Origin of the sequence: Methanobrevibacter thaueri (genome assembly GCF_015062915.1) — an archaeon.
GTDB classification, from domain to species: Archaea; Methanobacteriota; Methanobacteria; order Methanobacteriales; family Methanobacteriaceae; genus Methanocatella; species Methanocatella thaueri_B.
On sequence record NZ_SUTJ01000005.1, the window covers coordinates 54478 to 75666 of the forward strand.

General features: G+C 38.6%; 20 protein-coding genes. 6 read left to right on the top strand and 14 right to left on the bottom strand.

The window, feature by feature from the left end; all coding sequences use genetic code 11:
• Nucleotides 1–4 precede the first annotated feature (4 nt).
• The 4 genes from aspS to ilvD form a co-directional block, all read right to left on the bottom strand.
• Nucleotides 5–1324 carry an aspartate--tRNA(Asn) ligase gene (gene aspS / locus E7Z78_RS04795; protein ID WP_303724041.1) on the bottom strand — a complete coding sequence of 440 codons (1320 nt, stop codon included), beginning with the start codon at nt 1322–1324 and terminating at the stop codon, nt 5–7.
• Nucleotides 1325–1675: 351 nt separating this feature from the next.
• Nucleotides 1676–2221, bottom strand: a complete 546-nt coding sequence (locus E7Z78_RS04800; RefSeq protein ID WP_303724042.1) for a DapH/DapD/GlmU-related protein — start codon at nt 2219–2221, stop codon at nt 1676–1678.
• A complete protein-coding gene (gene hisD, locus E7Z78_RS04805) occupies nt 2222–3499 on the bottom strand; it encodes a histidinol dehydrogenase (RefSeq protein WP_303724043.1) in 1278 nt (425 codons plus the stop codon).
• 7 nt (nt 3500–3506) lie between these two features.
• Nucleotides 3507–5156, bottom strand: a complete 1650-nt coding sequence (gene ilvD, locus E7Z78_RS04810; RefSeq protein ID WP_303724044.1) for a dihydroxy-acid dehydratase — start codon at nt 5154–5156, stop codon at nt 3507–3509.
• 87 nt (nt 5157–5243) lie between these two features.
• On the opposite strand from ilvD, the gene E7Z78_RS04815 reads away from it, so the two are divergent.
• The gene (locus E7Z78_RS04815; protein ID WP_303724045.1) at nt 5244–6356 is read left to right on the top strand and encodes a radical SAM protein; all 1113 of its coding nucleotides are present in this window, start codon (nt 5244–5246) and stop codon (nt 6354–6356) included.
• Nucleotides 6357–6501: 145 nt separating this feature from the next.
• Here E7Z78_RS04815 and E7Z78_RS04820 read toward each other — a convergent pair whose 3' ends face one another.
• The 3 genes from E7Z78_RS04820 to E7Z78_RS04830 all read right to left on the bottom strand — a co-directional run bounded on the left by E7Z78_RS04820 (nt 6502) and on the right by E7Z78_RS04830 (nt 9516).
• Nucleotides 6502–7038, bottom strand: coding sequence for an AAA family ATPase (locus tag E7Z78_RS04820; protein ID WP_303724046.1), 537 nt, complete (start codon nt 7036–7038; stop codon nt 6502–6504).
• A complete protein-coding gene (locus E7Z78_RS04825) occupies nt 7038–7817 on the bottom strand; it encodes a ParA family protein (RefSeq protein WP_303724047.1) in 780 nt (259 codons plus the stop codon). The genes E7Z78_RS04820 and E7Z78_RS04825 overlap by 1 nt, the downstream gene beginning before the upstream one ends.
• 397 nt (nt 7818–8214) lie before the next feature.
• A complete protein-coding gene (locus tag E7Z78_RS04830) occupies nt 8215–9516 on the bottom strand; it encodes a TrpB-like pyridoxal phosphate-dependent enzyme (RefSeq protein WP_303724048.1) in 1302 nt (433 codons plus the stop codon).
• 91 nt (nt 9517–9607) lie between these two features.
• Here E7Z78_RS04830 and E7Z78_RS04835 point away from each other — a divergent pair, with 91 nt between their 5' ends.
• Both E7Z78_RS04835 and E7Z78_RS04840 read left to right on the top strand, forming a co-directional pair.
• Complete coding sequence (locus E7Z78_RS04835) at nt 9608–10639, top strand: DUF1786 domain-containing protein (protein ID WP_303724049.1); 1032 nt, start codon at nt 9608–9610, stop codon at nt 10637–10639.
• A 6-nt stretch (nt 10640–10645) separates the two neighbouring features.
• The gene (locus tag E7Z78_RS04840) at nt 10646–11305 is read left to right on the top strand and encodes a PHP domain-containing protein (RefSeq protein ID WP_303724050.1); all 660 of its coding nucleotides are present in this window, start codon (nt 10646–10648) and stop codon (nt 11303–11305) included.
• 6 nt (nt 11306–11311) lie between these two features.
• Here E7Z78_RS04840 and albA read toward each other — a convergent pair whose 3' ends face one another.
• The 6 genes from albA to E7Z78_RS04870 all read right to left on the bottom strand — a co-directional run bounded on the left by albA (nt 11312) and on the right by E7Z78_RS04870 (nt 17202).
• Nucleotides 11312–11587, bottom strand: a complete 276-nt coding sequence (gene albA, locus E7Z78_RS04845; RefSeq protein WP_303724051.1) for a DNA-binding protein Alba — start codon at nt 11585–11587, stop codon at nt 11312–11314.
• Between the two features lie 198 nt (nt 11588–11785).
• A complete protein-coding gene (locus tag E7Z78_RS04850; protein ID WP_303724052.1) occupies nt 11786–13324 on the bottom strand; it encodes a 2-isopropylmalate synthase in 1539 nt (512 codons plus the stop codon).
• Nucleotides 13325–13400: 76 nt separating this feature from the next.
• Nucleotides 13401–14603: a PQQ-binding-like beta-propeller repeat protein gene (locus E7Z78_RS04855; protein ID WP_303724053.1), complete on the bottom strand. Its 1203-nt coding sequence runs from the start codon at nt 14601–14603 to the stop codon at nt 13401–13403.
• A gap of 11 nt (nt 14604–14614) precedes the next feature.
• A complete protein-coding gene (locus E7Z78_RS04860) occupies nt 14615–15769 on the bottom strand; it encodes an ABC transporter permease (protein WP_303724054.1) in 1155 nt (384 codons plus the stop codon).
• Nucleotides 15756–16805: an ATP-binding cassette domain-containing protein gene (locus E7Z78_RS04865; protein ID WP_303724055.1), complete on the bottom strand. Its 1050-nt coding sequence runs from the start codon at nt 16803–16805 to the stop codon at nt 15756–15758. The genes E7Z78_RS04860 and E7Z78_RS04865 overlap by 14 nt, the downstream gene beginning before the upstream one ends.
• The gene (locus tag E7Z78_RS04870) at nt 16789–17202 is read right to left on the bottom strand and encodes a PadR family transcriptional regulator (RefSeq protein WP_303724056.1); all 414 of its coding nucleotides are present in this window, start codon (nt 17200–17202) and stop codon (nt 16789–16791) included. The genes E7Z78_RS04865 and E7Z78_RS04870 overlap by 17 nt, the downstream gene beginning before the upstream one ends.
• 67 nt (nt 17203–17269) lie before the next feature.
• Here E7Z78_RS04870 and E7Z78_RS04875 point away from each other — a divergent pair, with 67 nt between their 5' ends.
• Both E7Z78_RS04875 and E7Z78_RS04880 read left to right on the top strand, forming a co-directional pair.
• The gene (locus tag E7Z78_RS04875; protein ID WP_303724057.1) at nt 17270–17983 is read left to right on the top strand and encodes a sugar phosphate isomerase/epimerase; all 714 of its coding nucleotides are present in this window, start codon (nt 17270–17272) and stop codon (nt 17981–17983) included.
• Nucleotides 17984–18167: 184 nt separating this feature from the next.
• Nucleotides 18168–18863, top strand: a complete 696-nt coding sequence (locus E7Z78_RS04880) for a hypothetical protein (RefSeq protein WP_303724058.1) — start codon at nt 18168–18170, stop codon at nt 18861–18863.
• Nucleotides 18864–18891: 28 nt separating this feature from the next.
• On the opposite strand, the gene E7Z78_RS04885 is transcribed toward E7Z78_RS04880, so the two are convergent.
• Entirely contained in the window at nt 18892–19686 is a 795-nt protein-coding gene (locus E7Z78_RS04885; protein ID WP_303724059.1) for an HAD family hydrolase, read from the bottom strand.
• 110 nt (nt 19687–19796) lie between these two features.
• Here E7Z78_RS04885 and gatA point away from each other — a divergent pair, with 110 nt between their 5' ends.
• Entirely contained in the window at nt 19797–21167 is a 1371-nt protein-coding gene (gatA, locus tag E7Z78_RS04890; RefSeq protein ID WP_303724060.1) for an Asp-tRNA(Asn)/Glu-tRNA(Gln) amidotransferase subunit GatA, read from the top strand.
• The last annotated feature ends 22 nt before the right edge of the window (nt 21168–21189 follow it).

Sequence of the window (21189 nt, forward strand, 5' to 3'; positions counted from 1 at the left end):
GTATCTAAGGAGTTAATCTGTGTCTGTCCCTTGGGAAGAGCACACATTCACGGATGTTTTCAGATCCGGTAAGCACCATGGTTAATCTGTCGGCACCTACACCCCATCCTGCATGTGGTGGCATACCGTATTCGAATGCTTTCAAGTAGCTTCCGAATCCAGCAGGGTTTAATCCTCTTTCTTCGATTTGTTTTACGAGTAAATCGTATTGGTGTACACGGGTAGCACCAGAGGATAATTCTAAGTTATTGTACATTAAATCGAATGCGTGAGAGTATTGTTCTTCTCCGTCAACAGGCATTACGTAGAACGGTTTGATTTCAGAAGGCCATCTGGTTAAGAAGTAGAATCCTCCCATTGTGTCTCCTAAAGCCTTTTCAGCTTCACGGGATAGGTCTTCTCCCCATTCCATACTTACGTCTTTTGAGTTTACAATGTCAACAGCCTCATCATAGGTTACTACTGGGAAATCTCCAGTTGGAACTTCCAATTCATGACCTAAGATGTCTAATTCGTCAGCGCATTTTTCATTGACGTCTTTCAATACTTGAATAATCATGTCGTTGAGGATTTTCATTACGTCCTCATCATCTGCAAATGAAGCTTCTGCATCGATGGATACCGCTTCATTCAAGTGTCTTAATGTATCGTGCTCTTCTGCCCTGAAGATTTGGCCGATTTCAAATACCTTATCCATTCCTGAAGCCATCATCATTTGCTTGTATAATTGAGGGGATTGTCCTAAAAATGCCTCTTTTTCAAAGTAAGTGATTGGGAATAATTCTGTTCCTCCTTCAGTAGCTGATGCTACAAGTTTAGGAGTGTTGATTTCATAAAATCCATTGTCATAGAAGAAATCACGGATAGTATGGAACATTTGTCCCTTGATTTTGAATATTGCTGAAACGTTTTCTTTTCTGATATCTAAGAATCTTGAATCTAATCTTGTGTCGATTCCAGCTTTAACTTTTTCAGTTGGATCCATTGGTAAAGGTTGGTTAGCTAAGTTGAGGATCCTTACTTCTTTAGGAATGATTTCAACACCATTAGGTGCTTTTCCTGCTTCTTGCACTAAACCTTTTATTGCTACAACTGATTCTTTTCTTAATTCTCTTAATTCTTCCATTATGTTTTCGTCTACTTTTTTACTTGGAGCGGTTACTTGAACTCTGCCGGTGACATCACGAATGATTACAAACATGATTCCACCAAAATCACGGATTTCGTGCACCCAACCCATGATTGTGATGTCACTTCCTGCTATTTCAGGAGCACATTCACTAGCATAGTTTGTTCTTCTCCAATCTTTTAATAAACCTTGCAAATTTATTCACCTCGAGGTTGTAAAAATAATTTAAATAAAATTAATATTTAAAAAAAGTGTTGCCTAAGTTTATAGAGCTTAAATCTATAAACTACGTCAGATTAGGCAACTGTTTATTACCTGATTTCTTTCTTGTACAGAAAGCATGAATATGAAAAATCATATTCTAAATATTAAATAGATTAACATAATATATAAAGTTAACCTATTTATTAAAAAATAGATTGTTTTTAAAAATAAAGAGCATATATTATGTTTTTAAACAAAATAATGATTTAAAATGAGATAAATAAAAAATAAGGTTGGGAAGAGTTACGCAAAACCTCCAACCAGTAACTTAAAATACAAAATTTATTTCCTGAATTTCTCCTTATCCAATGTCTTGACTATCTTTGCAGGAACACCCACTGCAACCTCATAGTCCCCAACATCCTTGGTTACTATTGCACCGGCACCGACAATGGCATACTCTCCAATGGTTACACCAGGTAAAATGCTTGCTCCGGCTCCAATCCATGCTCCTTTTTTAATGTGAATAGGTTTGCATAGAAGAACGTTTCTTTCATACTCATCATGGTTATTTGAGAGCAGCTGAACATTGGCCGCAAGCATAACGTCGTCTTCTATGGTGATTCCGCCACGGGCCATTGCAAGACAATTTGAATTGATGAAAACATTGTTTCCAATAACCATTTTGTCCAATGCGGCTCCTGCAAGAGGTGCCTGAATTGTTGAGTTTTCACCAATATTGTCGCCGAAGAGTTCCTTTAAAACATTTTCATATTCCGGAGTCATCGGCATTGTGTGATTGAGCTTAAATAACAACTGATTCATGCGGAATGCTTCCTGCAATTCCTCTTCAGACAAATCATTAACATCTACTCGTTCAAAATCCATCTAATCATCTCTTAATCTTGTTTTGAATGAATTTGCATGTGCAAAGAATCCTTCATATTCCGCTATTGGAACAGATGTTTTGGACAATTCCTTAAGGCCATCTTTAGTGAGCCTTTGAACTGTAGGCTTTTTGATGAATGCCTCTGTGGACAATCCTGAATACATTTTGGCTCCACCACCTGTCGGAAGAACATGGTTTGTTCCTGATCCATAGTCTCCAGCAGCAACAGGAGAATAGCTACCTAAAAAGATTGATCCAGCATTGTTAATGTGTGATAATGTTTCATCGTCATCCTTTGTGGATATGATTAAATGTTCAGGGGCATATTCGTTTGTAACATAAATTGCCTCTTCGAAAGTGTCTGTGATAATGATTTTTCCACTTTTAGACAATGATTCCTCAATAATCTCACGTCTTGGAGCTTCAAGTGTTAATTGCTTAACAAACTCATCTGTTTTAAGAGCCAAATCTTCTGAGTCTGTGACTAAAAAGCATGATGCATTAGGGTCGTGTTCTGCTTGAGCTAGAATGTCAGTTGCCAAAAATTCAGGATTAGCGGATTCATCAGCCAATATAAGAACTTCTGACGGACCTGCCGGAAACTCAATGTCTACTTGACCATAGACGAGTTTCTTTGCGGCGGTTACGAATATGTTTCCCGGACCGACAATCTTTTCGACACGAGGAATGGATTCTGTTCCATATGCAAGCCCAGCAATAGCTTGTGCGCCTCCAACCTTGTAAATCTCATCGGCACCTGCAATGTCTGCTGCAACAAGAATAGCGTCAAGAATCTTTCCATCCTTTTGAGGAGGGGTTACGCAAACTACCTTTTCAACACCTGCAATCTTTGCAGGGATTACTGTCATCAGTATTGATGAAGGATAAGCCGCACGTCCTCCAGGGATATAGCATCCTGCAGAGTTGATTGGCCTTACGATTTGACCTGCAACTACACCTGGATTGACTTCCATTTCCCAGCTTGAAGGAATTTGCCTTTCATGAAACTTGCGAATGTTACCTGCAGCATTTTTTAAAGCAGTTAACAATTCATCATCCAAAGTGTCATAAGCCTCTTTGATTTCATCTTTGGATACTTGCAGATTTTCTATTGAAACACCGTCAAACTTTTCTGTATATTCGCGTATTGCCTTGTCTTTTTCTATACGGACATTTTCCAAAATCTCAGACACGGTTCCTAAAACATTATTGACGTCCTGTTCTGAGCGTTTAATGGTTTCTTCTAAATCAATTTCAGAGTATTTTAAAATATCCATTATAACACTACCTTAAAATAGCTCCAGTGTCAGCTGAGTGAACCAATTTCTGATATAGGGCCAACCATCCGGACACTTCACTTTCAGGGTGTTTGACATCTTTCAATCTGGATTCGATTTCCTCATCGGATAACTCTACGTTAATGTATCTGTTTTCAATGTCAATTTCAATGATGTCACCGTTTTGGATTGCTGCAATCGGACCGTCTTCCCTTGCTTCAGGAGATACGTGTCCTATGCATGGTCCACGTGTTCCGCCTGAGAATCTTCCATCTGTTATAAGGCCAACATCCTTGATGTTCATTCCTGCAAGAGCTGAAGTTGGGTTGAGCATTTCACGCATTCCAGGACCTCCTTTCGGACCTTCATACCTGATTACGACAATATCGCCCTCTTCGATTTCATGGTCGAATATTGCTTTTGTGACGTCTTCTTCAGAGTCATAAACCTTTGCAGGTCCTTTAAGATGCATCAAGTGGTCTGCAACTGCACCTTTCTTAACTACACTTCCGTTAGGTGCAAGGTTACCCTTAAGTATTGCAATACCTCCATCCTCATGGACAGGACTGTCCAGTGTGTGGATAACGTCAGTGTTCTTGTTTTCAACATCCTCAAGGTTTTCAGCAATTGTCTTTCCGGTTACTGTCAATTGGTCAGTGTTGATTTTATCTCCTAATGTTTTCAATACAGCCTGGATACCTCCGGCCAAGTGTAAATCCATCATTGAATCCTCACCGGCAGGTGAAATCAGTGCAATGTGAGGAACATTTCTTGAAATCTCATCAAATAATTCCAAATCAACATCAACGCCTTCAACTTCACTAGCAATTGCAGGAATATGCAATGCAGTGTTTGAAGATCCACCTAAAGCCATGTCAACAGCGATTGCATTGTTGAATGCTTCCTGTGTCAATATATCTGAAGGTTTGATATCCTCTTCAACAAGCTTTAAAATTTGCTTACCAGACTCGAATGCAATCTGATTGTTTTCTTCAGTCCTTGCATGGGTTGTTGCACAGGTTGGAAGGGACAGACCGAATGTTTCGGTTATGCAAGCCATTGTGTTTGCTGTGAACAATCCTGAACAGCTTCCAGCTCCAGGACAGGCACATCTTTCAAGCTCATAAACTTCCTCATCACTCATTTTTCCAGCGGAATTGGCACCGACTGCCTCAAATACTGTAATCAAATCAGCAGGTTTACCGTTGTATTCACCGGATTGCATTGGTCCGCCTGTTACAACAATGGATGGGACGTTCACTCTGGCCGCACCCATAATCATTCCAGGAACAACCTTGTCACAGCTTGGAATCAATACAAGACCGTCAAAAGCATGTCCTTTGGTCATTGACTCTACGGTAGCTGCAATGATTTCACGGGAAGGAAGGGAGTATTTCATTCCTTCGTGGTTCATGCTTATTCCATCACAAACTGCCATGGTGTCAAATTCAAATGGAACACCGCCTGCAGCGATTATTCCTTCCTTGACGAATTCAACCAATTCCTTCAGGTGAATATGGCCAGGAACAATGTCTGTGAAACTGTTTGCTATACCGATGAACGGTTTTTTAAAGTCATCATCATCAAGCCCACAAGCTCTCAAAAGAGATCTGTGAGGAGCCCTTTGAATTCCTTTTTTTACATTATCACTTTTCATTTAATCACACAATTTAATCAAATCATTAATATATATTTATTTAATAACTTTTATAATATTAGTATAATAAGAAAAAAATTTGATATTATGACCACTTTGGAGAAAATGAAAATCCTGACTGACTCAGCACAGTATGATTTATGTGATTATGTTAGTCATAACAAGAGCTCTCAAATAAACTTGCCCGGAATTTATGAGGCAATAGGTCATAATGGATGTAAGGTTCCTCTTTTCAAGACATTACTTACAAATAAATGCAAAAACGACTGCAAATACTGCATAAACCAATCCAAAAGGAACTTTACCAGATTGGAACTGTCACCTGAAGAACTTGCAAAGGCATTTCTCGGATACTACAACAGGGGACTTGTAAACGGACTGTTTTTAAGCTCAGGAATTTCAGGTGATGTAGACTCTACAATGGAAAAACAGATAGAAACAGTGCATCTATTGAGAAACAAGTACGGCTATGACGATTATATCCATTTGAAAATAGTTCCCGGGGCAAGCAAGGACGACATCAAAAGGGCAATGGCACTGGCAAATAGGGTCAGCATCAATATTGAGGCCGCCACACCTTCCGGACTGGCTGAACTGTCCTCCACCAAGGACTACAACAAGGACATCCTGAAAAGGTTGTCATGGATCAACAGTCTACAGCATAAAAGCACAACATATCCAAATTCTACCCATACCACACAGCTCATTGTCGGTGCAAACGATGAAAGTGATAGGGAAATATTACAGAGAATGGAAAAAATATACAAGAACTCAGAATTGAAAAGGACATACTTTTCAGCATTCACCCCAATTGCGGAAACTGAATTCGGAAATAAGGAAGCCTGTTCAACTGACAGAACCGCTAAACTATATAATGCAGACAGCTTGCTTAATGATTACCATTATAATGTAAAGGAATTGGTTTTTGATGAAAATGACCAGCTTTCACTTGACCAGGATCCAAAAATAATGGCTGCAAAGAACATGGACATTTTCCCTGTAGAAATAAATTCAGCACCATTTGTCGAACTGGTGAGGGTTCCGGGAATAGGTGTGAAATCAGCACGTGAAATAATATCTATTCGTAAAAAAATGCCATTCTCCAATAAAGAGCAACTTAAAAAATTAGGGGTTGTAGTGGATAGGGCAGAGCCTTACATTAAAATAAGTGGAGAATATCAAACCACATTCGATTTTTAGAATGAAATGTCATTATATTGATGATTGAGTGATTTTAATTTAAAATAAATGGTGGGTTATTTCAGTATAATAATAGAAAAAATCTTATAACAAATATATTTTAATAGAATCTATTCACCATAATTTCAAGTGTAAATAGATTATATTATAAATCCTTAAATAGCTCCCAAATTTCAGGATATTTTTTGGCAACGGCTTCTTCAATCAGAACAGAAGCTTCCTTGGAAATACTGAATTCGGGTTCGGTTTTTCTTAAATATCTGAAAACTGCTGAAGATTTTGATGACCATAAAGTGATCCTTGGATTTTTCTCTACAATTTCAATGACTTCATCCACATGTTCCTGGTTCACTTGGATTTCTTGTGATGTTTGTACATCATCTTCAACGCTTTCATCGCTAGGTAGGTCTTCGGATGTGCTATCATCCTCTTCATCTTCTTCCGATTCCTCTTCCTCTGGGACCTCTTCTTGGACTTCTCCACTTCCATTGGAATCTGAATTAACGTCTTCAACATTTTCATCATCTTTAACTTCTTCAATAACTTCTTCCTCAGTTTCTTCAACAGGTTCATTCTCCTTGAGCATATCCTCCAGGGATTGAGGTGAATTGCTGTCGAAATCTTCGTTGTAAAAATCAGGTATTAAAGAATCTAATCCTTTACCGAGTCCTTTCCTAGCCATTATAAATCCTCTCCGTCACGTTTAAGAATTTCTTTAGCTAACTTTAAATAAGCCTTTGTACCTGTACTGTCCGGATCATAGATTAAACATGGTTTACCGAAACTAGGAGCTTCAGCCAATCTAATATTTCTAGGAATGATTGTCTTGAATAATAAGTCTGTTTCGCCAAAGTAATTTTTTAATTCCTTATGAACATCTTTACTAAGTCTGGTTCTTTTATCAAATAGAGTGAGGAGAATTCCTTTAATAGGTGTAGGGCTTCTTAGCCTTTTTTCAACTAATTTTATTGTATTAATTAAATCAGCTACTCCTTCAAGAGCATAATACTCAGCTTGGATAGGTATTAAAACACTATCTGAAGCTACTAATGCATTGACTGTTATGACTCCAAGAGAAGGAGGCAAATCAATGAATATGTAGTCGAATAATGGTACAACATCTTTAAGAGTTTCTTTTAAAATTATGTGGTAATTTTCACGTTTAGAAAGCTCCATTCCGGCGCCACTAAGGGATATATTACTTGGGATAATAAATAAATTTTTAATAAACGTAGGAATTGTTGCTTTTTTTACATTTATATCCCCAATGATAGCATCATATATTGTATTTTCTATCTTGGTCTTGTCAATGCCAAAACTTGTAGTGGCATTGGCCTGAGGATCCATATCCACGACCAAAACAGATTTACCCATTACTGCTAAGGATGTTGCAGTATTCACAACTGTTGTTGTTTTACCACAGCCTCCCTTTTGATTCATCACCGCAATTACTTCACTCATTAAAGAATTCTCCTATATTGATAAGTTTTAAGTTATCAGTTATGATTTATAACTTAAAATCAAAGTACTAAAGAATAACTTTTAAGCTATTCAGTATAAGTTAAAAGAATTAAGTTATATCTTTTAAATTAAAACTTAAAGGAAATAACTTATCAGTTCTAACTTCTAAGGGATAGGAATTAAGTTTTAAGTTAAAACTTCTAAATTATAAAAAATAAGTTTTAAGAAATAACTTATCATAACTAACTTTTAACAAATAAGTTATATTTTATAACTTCTATCTTATAAAGTATTCGTTTTCACAAATAAGTTATTAGTTAACACGTGTAAGTTAAATGTAATAAGTTATAACTTATAACTTATAATAAAAAAATATAAAAAAAATAAAGAAGAAGAATTATTTAGCATTTTGCATTGTTCCTTCAAAATAGCTAGCATATCCTTTTAAGTCCAACATACCATGACCTGAGAAGTTGATGACAATGGTTTTTTCCTCACCGGTTTGTTTGCATTTCAATGCCTCATCAATACCGACTTTGATAGCGTGAGTGGTTTCAGGAGCCGGAACAATACCTTCCTTACGAGCAAAAGTGATTCCTGCTTCGAAACAGTCTTTTTGATGTGCTGATCTTGGTTGGATGTAGCCTTCTTTGGTTAAAAGTGAAACAATAGGTGACATTCCGTGGTATCTTAATCCACCGGCGTGCACGGATGGTGCTACGAAGTCATGTCCTAATGTGAACATCTTAAGCATTGGAGTGAATCCATTGGAGTCTCCGAAGTCGTAATCATAGGTTCCTTCAGTCAATGTAGGACATGCACTAGGCTCTACAGCAATGAATTCTGTTTCGGAGTTTCCTGCAATCTTATCCTTGATGAATGGGAATAATGATCCTGCTAGGTTACTTCCTCCACCGGCACATGCAACCATAACATCAGGGGTTTCATCAGCGATTTCCAATTGTGTCTTGAGTTCCTGACCAATAATTGTCTGGTGAAGCATTACATGGTTCAATACACTACCTAATGAGTATTTAACTTCATCATTTTCTAAAGCTTCTTCCATAGCTTCAGAAATAGCCACTCCTAATGATCCTGGGTGGTCTGGGTTTTCTGCAAGCACTTGACGTCCGACTTTAGTGTTTTCACTAGGTGAAGCGTAAACGTTACTGTCATAGATGTGCATTATGTTTTTCCTGTCAGGTTTTTGGTTGAATGAGACTTTAACCATATATACTGTACATTCAATGTCTAATAGGTTACATGCAAGGGATAATGCAGTACCCCATTGACCTGCACCGGTTTCTGTGGTGAGTCTTTCTACACCTTCTTTTTTAGCAAAATAGGCTTGTGGAATAGCTGAGTTTAACTTATGTGAACCGGTTGGTGAGCTATCTTCTCTTTTGAAGAAGATTTTAGCGGGAGTATTTAAATATTCTTCAAGCTTGTTTGCTCTTACTAATGGAGTTGGCCTTCCCATTTCCATATACAATTCACGTACTTCCTTAGGTATCTTTATATATCTGTCAGTTGCAAACTCCTGTTCTAGACCTGCTTTAGTGAATGCCAGCTGCAATGAGGCTATTTGGTCTTTGCCTTCACTGTTTTTTGGAGCGGGAAGAGGAACCGGTAAATCTGCAAGCATGTTGTACCATTGTTTAGGCACGTCATCTGATGATAATTCTATTTTGTAAGTCATGAATATAATTATAAACAATGTACTATTTAAAGCTTTGTTGTACATAAAAGTACAATCAATATATTAATATTATAAGATACAATCTAAAATTATGAGAATTTTAGCTATTGATGTTGGTACTGGAACACAGGATATAATGATTTATGACACTGAAAAGGAATTGGAGAACTCAATAAAGATAGTTCTGCCGTCCCCACACTTGTATATCTCCCAACAGATAAGGGAAATTGAAAATGACATCTACTTTGAAGGGGAGATAATGGGTGGAGGAAAAATAAAAAGAAGTATCCTGGAGCATATGGAAAAGGGATACAATGTGGTAATGGAACCAACATGCGCTAAAACTATACGTGATGATATCGAACAGGTAAAGGCAATCGGAATAGAGATTGCTGATGATTCAAAGGACTATGATTCATATTCAAGAATAAAGTTAGGCGACATCAACATCACAAAGCTATCAGAATTTCTGTTAGGTTATGATTTGGAATTCGACTTCGATAAAATAGCAATAGCTGTTCAGGATCATGGATACAATGAGAACATGGGCGACAGGGATTTCAGATTTGAAAAGATCAGGGAAAAGGTATGCGAACCCATTTCCCCACTGGAATTCGGTTTTGAAGGCGATGACTTGCCTGATTACTTCACAAGGATGCAGGCCGTAAGAAGACAAGTTGCAGATGAGGGAATTGAGGAATTGCCTCTTGTCATGGACACAAAGTTCGCATCAATAGCTGGAATGTGCTATGACGAGCTAGCAAGCAAACTCAACAGCTACATCGTCATTGACATTGGAAACGGCCACACCACAGCAGCATCAATAGAGGACGGCAAAATCCAGGGAGTCTTTGAGCATCACACATCAAGCCTAACCGGCCAGTCACTTGAAAGATACATAAAAAGGTTGGCTTCAGGTGAAATAACCCATGAGGAAGTCTACAATGACCATGGACATGGAGCTCACGTGTTAAATCCAATATCAAAAATTGAAAAGGTAATTGTCAGCGGACCTAAAAGGGAACTGATTGAAAAGACCAATCTTGACTGGCACCATGCAGCTCCTGGAGGGGACGTGATGATGACCGGTACCGTAGGATTGATAAAAACAATTATGGGATAGATTCAAATGCTTAAGATGGACTCACACATTCACAGCGAATACTCACCAGACTCACAATCAAAAATCGATGACATTCTTGATGTGGCAAGAAGCAGGAACATTGACATCATTGCAATAAGCGACCACAATACCGTGGATGGAACAAGCGAAGTTATGGCAAAAACTAGAAACACAGATATATTAGCAATTCCATCAATAGAGATTTCTTCATCACTAGGCCATATCCTTGGATTTGGGTGTGAGGAAAACATACCTCGTGACCTATCACCTCAAGAAACAATAGATAGAATTCATGATTTAGGGGGTCTTGCAATAGTGCCCCATCCATACTGTTTCTACAGGCATGGCCTTCTTCACAAGACTGACTACAAGGATCTAAAAATCGATGCAATAGAAATAAGAAACGCAAGATTCATCGTTGGATACTGCAACAACAAGGCAAAAAAGCTGTCTGAAAAGGAAAACCTGCCTGCATTGGGTGCAAGCGACGCCCATTACTGGAAATTTGTCGGCGACTGCTACAGTATGATTGATTGTGAAAAAGATATTGACAGTGTTTTAAAGGCAATAAAAAAGAATAAAATAGAGGCTCATGGAAAGGGTACTTCAAACATATTACTTTCAAAATATCTTTTTGAAAAAAATGTTCTAAAGAAATTTGATTAAAAAGAGTTATTCGCTCTTTTCAATTAAAATTTCAATAATAGAAACATTTGTTTTTTCATTGTTATAGTTTTCAATTTCTTCAGTAGAAATCTTAATATCTGTAACGTCTGAATCAGGCACAAACCTATTTCTTACAATTTCAGCTGCATCTACGGCACGGCTTATAGCCTTACCCCTAGCTCTGAGTAATACACTATTTGAACCTTCGTTAAATTGTGTTACAACAGCTAAAACGTAATTCATAACAGGTTTACTACCAACAAAAATTGTATTATTTTCCATATTAACTCACCATTATAAACTTAGGTTATCAATGTATATAAAATTTTACATATTATTTTAATAGAATTTAAACGATACTGAAAAAAAAGATTATATTTAAAAGAATATGGACAATAAACACCTTAAAAAGATAAGATAATAAAATAAAGTAAAATAAAATAAAAAAATAAATAAAAAAAGTGAACAAAACAATAAATTTTATTCAAAATTTCTATTTTTAATCAACAATAATTTATTGATGGAATCCAAAACCGCTAAAATACTGGCCATCACAACGTCTTGATTGGTGGATCTGCCTGTGGACCTGTTGCCCTGTGAATCTGAAGTGATAACGAACACTTCAGCAAGAGCGTCAGTACCGCCAGTAATAGCTTCCAGATTGTATTCCTCAAGCTCCATGTCAATGTCATCATGAAGAAGGTCCTGGATAGCGTTCAATGCAGCATCAATAGGTCCGACACCAATGGCTGCCTTTTCCTTTTCAACACCATCAATCTCTAGCCTTACAGTGGCAGTTGGGGAAACACCATTTCCGGAAGATAATCCCAAACCCTTCAATACTATAGGAGTTTCACGAGCTGAAGCAAGTTCGGTTACCGCAATAGCTACCAAATCATCATCGGTGACGCATTTACCGCTGTCGCCCAATGCCTTGATTTCATCAAAAACCTTGCAGAACTGTTTCTCATCCAGGTCAATGTGATAATCCTTGAGCTTTGCCTTAAGCGCATTTGCACCGGTGTGCTTTCCTAAAACAATTCTTCTTGAATGTCCAACCATTTCAGGAGACATCGGCTCATAGGTTGAGGCATTATTCAAAATACCGTGAACATGAATACCGGATTCATGGGCAAATGCATTGTCTCCAACAATTGGCTTGTTGACAGGCATTTTAACCCCAGTCAGGCGTCCAACCAATGTAGACAAACTGTATAGTCTTGTAGTGTCAAGTCCCAAGTCAATTCCATATGATGCCTTAAGTGTCATCACCAGCTCCTCCAGGGAGCAGTTACCTGTTCTCTCACCAAGACCGTTTACTGTAACGTGGGCCTGGTTTGCTCCGCATTCGATAGCTGTCAGCGTATTAGCAGTTGCAAGTCCGAAATCATTGTGGAAATGAACGCTTATAGGAACAGTGAAATTGGCTTTTATGTCACTGATCAGTTCATGAGTGAGTATCGGTGTCAATACGCCAACGGTGTCCGGAACGTCCAAAAAGTCAACTCCCGCATCAACGACCTCATTGAAGACTTCAAAAAGGAAGTCCCTTTCGGTTCTTGTTCCGTCCTCAGCTGAAAATTCAACGGTAAGGCCATGGTCCTTTGCATATTCAACAGAACTGACTGCCTTTTCGATGATTTGCTCCTTTGACATCTTAAGCTTGTAGTCACGATGCAATGGTGAAGTTCCGATGAATGTGTGAATATAGTCCAAATCGGCATCCAATACCGCATCAATGTCACCGGGAAGTGAACGTGCCAAACCAACCAATGTGGAATCCAATCCCATTGAACTGATCTTTCTGGCTGATTCTATTTCACCTTTTGATGAAGCCGGAAAACCAACTTCGAGTTTATCGACACCTAGGTTATTGAGCTTTTGGGCAATTTGTATTTTTTCATCTACTGTCAGGGCGACTCCAGGGGTCTGTTCGCCGTCCCTTAGGGTTGTATCGAAAATATAAATCTTATCCTCTAAATTCATATTTTCTCGCTTTAATGTTTCTATGTCTTGCATTGCATCACCAATTAATTTCTAAATGACTATCCTATATATTGAATTTTATATTTAAATAGTTATTCAAAGGCAGAAATCATTTCCTGCCTTTAACCTTTCTAATCACTACAACGGCAATGATGAGGACTATTATCAGCACTGCTATTGAGTAGTACATCTGTGTTGAGCCCGGAACCTCATACTTGTCAATGTTCAAGGAGTATACATGGCCTGAGTCGTCACCGAAGAACAGGCTGTTTCCGTTAATGACCGGTGAGGATGTAATGGCGGAGTTGAAAAGAACTGTTCCCGGATTGTATGTGAACTCCTCTTCGCCAGTGTACTTGTTCAATACATAAAGGTATCCGTTGTTTGATCCGAACGCCACCAGATTGTCCTTTAAGGCGGCGGTTGTGCGGACCTTGTCCCCTACAGAATGGCTCCATTTCACTGTTCCGTCACGAACGTCAATGCAGGTGAGGTTTCCCTCATCGGAACCTATATAAACGCTGTTGTCATGCTCATCCACTGTCGGTGAGGATATAACCTTATTGTTCAGGTCAACCTTCCATTTCAAGTCCCCGTCGGCCTTGTCGAGACAATACACGTTGCCGTCGCTTGAGCCGAAAATCACGCTCTTGTTTACATATGAAGGGGATGAAAGTATCTCATCACCTGTTGTGAAGTCCCAGTTCTTCTCCTTGTCGGTGCCTACACTGTAGAGATTACCGTTTGAGGAGCCGATGTAGATATTGTCGCCGACTACAATCGGAGAGGACTTGAGCTCATCGCCCAATTTCTTGTTCAATTTGACCTTTCCGTCCTTATCCAATCCATAAAGATGGCCGTCGTCGCTTCCGAAGTAAATCACGTCATCATAAAAGAACGGTGTTGACTCGACATTTCCGGCATCATAGTCCCATGTGACCTTATGGGAGTTGATGTTGATTGCCTTAAGTCCGTCCTCACATCCTATGTAAAGCTTATTATCATGGACTATAGGTGAGGAATTTGTATTGGCTTCAAGGTCCAGGTCCCATTCCTCCTCACCGGTTTCCATGTCAATGGCCTTTAAAATACCATTTTCTGTAACAAAGTAAATGTAATCCTTATATATTGCAGGGGATGAATGGATAGGAGATTCCATGTTGAATGTCCAGAGATTTGTCACGAAATCTGAACCATCATCCCTATAAGCGTTATGGTCCACTCCACCTGCAAATGAGTTCCAGTTTTCAGCTGCAATTGGAGATAAACACAAGATACCGATTATCAATCCGATTAATATTTTCTTATACATTTTTAAACCTCCTACACATCCCTGTTAAATCGTTTCACACCGATTATGAAGAAGAGTAATGTGAAACCTAAAAGAACAACCAGATCAAGCCATACATCACCTAATGTCTGGCCCTTGAGCATTATTCCCCTCATTGCATCATTCAAATATGTCAATGGGAAAACGTATGCAAGTTTCTGTAAAATCCAAGGCATTGTCTCGATTGGATAGAATACTCCTGACACGAACATCATAGGCATTGAGAATGGAAGTGAAATCTGTGCATAGTCCTCCTGGGTTTGTGTTCTTGCAGAAAGCATGATACCAAATCCGACAAAGCACAATGCTCCAATTACAAGCACTATAAATGTCTGGAGGAATCCTCCCTTGATGCTTACGTTAAAGAGCAGTACCGCCATGAATATCAGTATCAATGCCCTTACCAATTCAATCAATAGCTTTGCCGCAATCTTTCCTCCGATTACAGTTGAAACTGATGTCGGTGTCATGAACAGTCTTGCAAGCTCACCGGTTTCCCTTTCACCTGCAATGGTTGCACCCATTCCCATCATACAGCTCATCATTATTGTCATACCAAGGATTGCCGGAACCAAAAAGTCAATGTATTTGATGTTTCCGTAAATTCTGTTTATGTGCAGGCTGATGTCGTCCTTGAAGTTGCTGAGTGAGTGCATTACTGACTCGTCAATGTCAGCGCTCTTTGTTGAGACGCTAGTCTGTGAAGCCACAACATTGGAAAGTCTGTAGAATATTCCCTGGGTTGATGACTCTAGAATCTGCGCTGCCATTTGGTCTGATGAGTCAAGATACAGCGTTACGCCCTTCTGCTGGGTCGAGTCGTCATCGTAATCTGACGGCAATATGATGGCCGCCTTTACCTCTCCCGTATCAACCCTCTCCTTGGCATCGCTTAGGCTGTCCATCACCTCAACCACATGGTATGTCTCGGTTGTCTTGATGGTGTCAAGGGTCAAATCTGTCAAGTCCCCATGGGACTGTGAAACTACCACTATAGGCAGGTCTGTCATTTCTCCACCCATTCCATATCCAAAGAGCAATATCATGATTATTGGAAATGCAAGAATTGATACAAGTCTTGCAGGGTGTCTTTTAAGTGAAATCAATTCCTTTTTAATCATCCACCAGAATTTCTTAGGCTCTATCATCTTCATTCACCTCAGCGGTTGATTTGATAAATACATCCTCAAGGGAAGGCTCTTCTGTAAATATTGATTTAACAATTCCGCCGGAAGCGTTGATTGTGTTCAATACATTCTGTACCGCCATGTCGTCAAAGCTGTCAATTCTTATGTTGATACGGCCGTTTCTTGCAATCTCAATGTTTTTAACATCATCGGATTGTTTAAGGGAATCAATAACATCCTCGTTATTGTCATTTAAAAGGATGGACATTCTCTTCATGCTCAACTTCTCAAGGTCCTCCATTGTGGAGGCAGAATCATCATTTTCCTCAGAAATCTTGCTCAATGCCTCAGTCATTTCAAGCTTGTTGCTCTCCAAAAGAGCATCCTTAAGGCCTTGAGGAGTGTCATAAGCTACCAGATTACCTGTATTGATGATTCCCACATTATCACAAAGCATGTCAACTTCATGCATGTCATGGGAACATAAAATTATAGTATGACCATTATCGTTCAACTCCCTAATCAAATCCCAAAGCGTACGTTTTGTAGTTGGATCAAGACCTATGGTAGGCTCATCCAAAAACAAAATGTCCGGCCTGTGAACCAAACTGGCCACAAGTGAGGCTTTCTGCTTTTGACCGCCAGAAAGCTGGCCAACTCTTTTGTCCTTAGCATATTTGATATCTACAAGTTCCATTAAATCTTCAATGCGTGAATCTCTCTCATCCTGTGGAACTCCATAGTAATCCGCACACATTTGAGAGTTTTCCATCACCGTCAAATCCTTGTATAAGCTGACCTGCTGAGGCACCATGCCCAAAAGGTTTCTGACCTCATCAGGGTTCTTTTGAACATCATATCCTCCAACAGTGGCCTGGCCTGAAGTGGGTTGAATCAAACATGTCAACATCTTGATTGTTGTTGTCTTGCCCGCTCCGTTAGGACCTAACATCCCAAAGATTGTCTTGTCTGGAATTTCTAGATTTAGGGAATTAACTGCTGTGAAGTTGTTGTTGTAAACCTTTGTGAGGTTCTTGGTCTCAATTGCGTTTTTCATAATTAATCACCAAACCGGTCATGTCTTCATAAAATGCTAACCATGATGGATTTTCTAAAATACTGCTCAGATGGGCCTGTAATTTATTTAGAACTTTTGCTCCATCATCAGTTATTGAGTAATATTTTGCACTCTTGTTTTTTTCATTGACTTTCCACTCACCGACAATCAATCCCTTATCCTCCATCTTAGACAATATCGGATACACTTTGCTGGAATTGATCTTCATTTCACATTCAGCACCTTCAAAGCTAAAGAATTCCTCCAGTTTCTTCATGATTCCATAGCCATGAATGCATTCCTTTGAAATTATCCATAAAATCAGGTTATGGGTTATTCCATTGGAAAAGTGCTTGAGAAACTTCCTGTGAATGTCGTCAAAATTTTCATCTGTCATAATTCACCATATGTCAAAAATTGATATATATTAACATTTATTATATATACGATACTTATATATAAATATGAAACTTGGATTTACAACATTAGCGGTATTCATGCACCCAAACAGCGAAATCATCAACCTGGCAAAAACACACGGATTTGAGATAATAGAAATACTGGGAGAGCAGATGATTATAGACCAGGACAACAGTGAATTCAAGGACTGCGGTCTCGACATAAGGATACATGCAGCAACGGTCGACATTAACATAGCAAGCCTGAATGAGGGAATAAGAAAGGAAAGCGTCAGGCAAATGATACATGCCGGCCAGGTTGCAGAAGAAATAGGGGCAAAGACAATAACCGTGCATCCGGGAATAATCGGCAGGAACGAGCCTCACCTTAGGGAAATGGCAATGGAACTGTCAATAGAAAGCTATGGGGAAATCATCGACAACACCAATGTCGAGGTTTCAGCCGAAAACATGCCTGTCAGAGGAAAATTCTTAGGAAACACTGTTGAAGAGATAGAAAGGATACAGGAGGCAACCGGCTGTAGCTTGACCATTGATACCGGACACGGCAACACCTGCGGAAACCTTGAGGAAATGCTTTCACTTAAAAACATCAGCTACTGTCATTTGAATGACAATGACGGTGTCAAGGATCAGCATATTACATTAGGTGAAGGTACTATGGACTTGAATCTACTTAAAAAGATTGACACTGCAATTATAGAGCTGAACAACTTTGACAATATCCTTAAAAGCAAAGAAGTCATTGAAAATCTATAATTATTATTTTTTTATAAGTTATTAGTTATAAGTTATAAGTGTTTTTTTATTTATTACTTATAAGTTATAAGTAAATTCGTGATGAAATAAAAAGATTTATTCGAGTTATATAGCTTATTCAACAAATTTAAAATAAATAAATGGATTTTAAATCATTTATTAACAATATTTGGAGGAATATATAATGAAAAAAAGCTATATAATAATATTAATAGCCATTCTAACCATTTTCAGTATTTCAACCGTGTCAGCTGGATTTTTTGATGGTCTAGTCGGTGGCGGAAATGTAAATTTCCTTGACTTGACCATGTCAGTTGATGGTGCAGACTTTGAAGATGGAGACAGCTCTGCAATTAGTGACAACTACAAGGTAAACCTATACAATATCAGTGATGACATTGACGGCAGGATTGGTTTCCTGGCAAAAGCTTTGAATAAAGGAGATTCCGCAAAACTTGACAAGAATAGCATATCTGATGCTTTCAGCGATGCTGACGGTCAAATTGCAAATACAGTATCATACACATATGACAAGCAAACCGATGCGCAAAAATGCGCTAAATCAATCATGTCCTTCAATAAGATTTCTGATTATAAAGAAATAGATATTGGTGATGCAAAAGGGGCAGATTTCATTGTTTCCGATTCCGTAATATATGACGATTCCGGAAGTAATAGTTTGATACCTGACTATATAACTAATCCTGATGCTGGAAAAACATCAAATGACTTGGCCAGATGGGTTTTAGTGTTTGATGAGAAAACTTCCACATTATATGGTATAGAAATCCAATCAACTACAACAAGCGTCGTTACAGACAAATCCGTACTCAACAATGATGAAGTACAATCAATGATAGACTCAATTACTTTAAAATAGGAATTACCATATTCCTTTTTTTCTTTTTTTAAAAGTCAATCATTGTCACTTCAAAAATATCCTCGATAATATGATCTGTCTTGTCCATCATCTTAGGAGATACTTCCTCTTGTTGTTCTATGGTTAGGACACTGACATCCGCCTTCTTAAAAGCCAATATATCGTTTAGCCCATCTCCGACCATCATGACCTTATATCCTGCATCCTTGAGTATTGATACGACTTCACATTTTCCTCTTGTGGAAACAGTGCCGTAGGCATTGTCCTCTGGAATGTCAAGCATATTGGCCAATCTGTTGATGGCTCCTTTCCTATCACCTGAAGCAATGTAAATCTCAATTCCACGGGATTTTAATGTCTCAACGGTTTCAAAAACCTTAGGGAAGAACTTGCCAGCGGAAGTGATTGTATATGCAACCAGACCCAAGTCCATATCCACTATCAGCGCTGAACCGTTGCACAGTTCAAAGTAAGGTATTTTTTCTTTTAAAACCTCAAAACCATCTGTGATGTCTGCGACTGTAGCGGTAGTTTCACCTTCTAGAATTTCCTTAACTTCTGCCTTTGACACCTGGCGTGTTGAAAAACTCACGTCAAAATCAATGTTATGCTCCTTGATTACATCTGAAATCAGCATGTTGGAATCAAGGTTTAGTAGTTTATTGGTATTGAACTGAAGCACTACCAAAGCCAGCGCATCGGCTGAGTCAATCAAATCTAGGGAATTGATATTTGTGAAAATATTGCCGTTCAAAACATCTTTAACAACCCTGTACCTCTCTATCAAGGTTCCTGAATTGTCAAACACGACTGCCTTTTTCATGATTAATAGTATATAAAGAAAGATAATTTAAAATTTTTGTAAAAAAACAAGTATATAAACATTGAAGAATAAAATAATAATATTATAATTTACGATTATTAGGTGTTTTAATGAACGTTATTGAAAAGTTAAACTCCATAAAAAGTGGAGAAATGACAGCTAAAGAAAATGTTGAAGGCTTCATTAAAGTTATCGATGAAAATAACGAAGAAATTAATGCATTCATTGAATTGAACTATGAAAATGCATTAAAACAAGCAGAAGCTATTGATGAAAAAATTGCAAACGGCGAAGATGTCGGTGCTTTAGCTGGTTTAGTATTTGGTATAAAAGCAAACATTAATGTTGAAGACTTAATCATTTCCGCAGCTTCCAAAACACTAGAAGACTACATTGGAAGCTATAACGCAACCGTTGTTGAAGAAATCCTTGCTGAAGACGGAATCATCATTGGAATATTGAACATGGATGAGTTCGCAGCAGGAAGCTCAACAGAAACATCATACTATGGACCAACCCAAAACCCTGCCGCAATGGGCAGAATCCCTGGAGGTTCATCAGGAGGATGTGCAGCAGCTGTTGCAGCAGAAATGTGTGACATTTCAATCGGATCAGACACTGGTGGATCCATCAGAAACCCTGCATCCCACTGTGGTGTAGTCGGATTCAAACCAACCTACGGTGCTGTTTCAAGACAAGGTCTTTTAGACTTATCCATGAGTCTTGACCAAATCGGACCATTGGCTAATGACGTCAGCGGAATCGCACTTGCATTGAATACCATTGCAAAATACGATGAAACCGAATGTACCACATTGAACTGGGACAAACCTGACTTCACTGAAGTTTTAGGGGAAACCTCCCTTGAAGGCATGAAAATTGCAGTATGTAAGGAATTCATTGACGTTACCGATGATGAAATCAACAAGACCGTGAACAAGGCAATTCAAAAACTGGTTGATGCCGGAGCAGAGCTTGTTGAAGTTAGCTTTGACTACATTGACTTATGTTTACCAACATACTACCTGATCAACTATGTGGAATTCTTCTCCGCAACCAGGAAATATGACGGAAGGGATTACGGTTCCAGAATTGAAGAAGTATGTGGAGACGAAGTGCTTAGAAGAATCAAAATCGGTTCCCACATTGCAGAAGCTGAATTCAGTGGTAAATACTACAAGCAAGCTTTAAAGGCAAGATCAGTCATCAGAGGAGAAATAACCTCAATGCTTGAGAATGTTGACTTGATTGTCGGACCAACCGTTCCTAAGCTTCCTCACGAAATCGGTGAAGAGCTTGAGCCAATGGAAATGTATGCATACGACATATTAACAGTAATAGCTAACCTTGCCGGTATTCCTGCAGCAAGCATTCCTGCCGGTGAAGTTGACGGAATTCCTGTCGGATTGCAGATTCAGGCAAAGCCATTGGATGATGAAAAAATTATCAAAGCAATGAGTGTTTTCGAAAACACTCAATAAACTCTTTTTTTACGAAACTTTT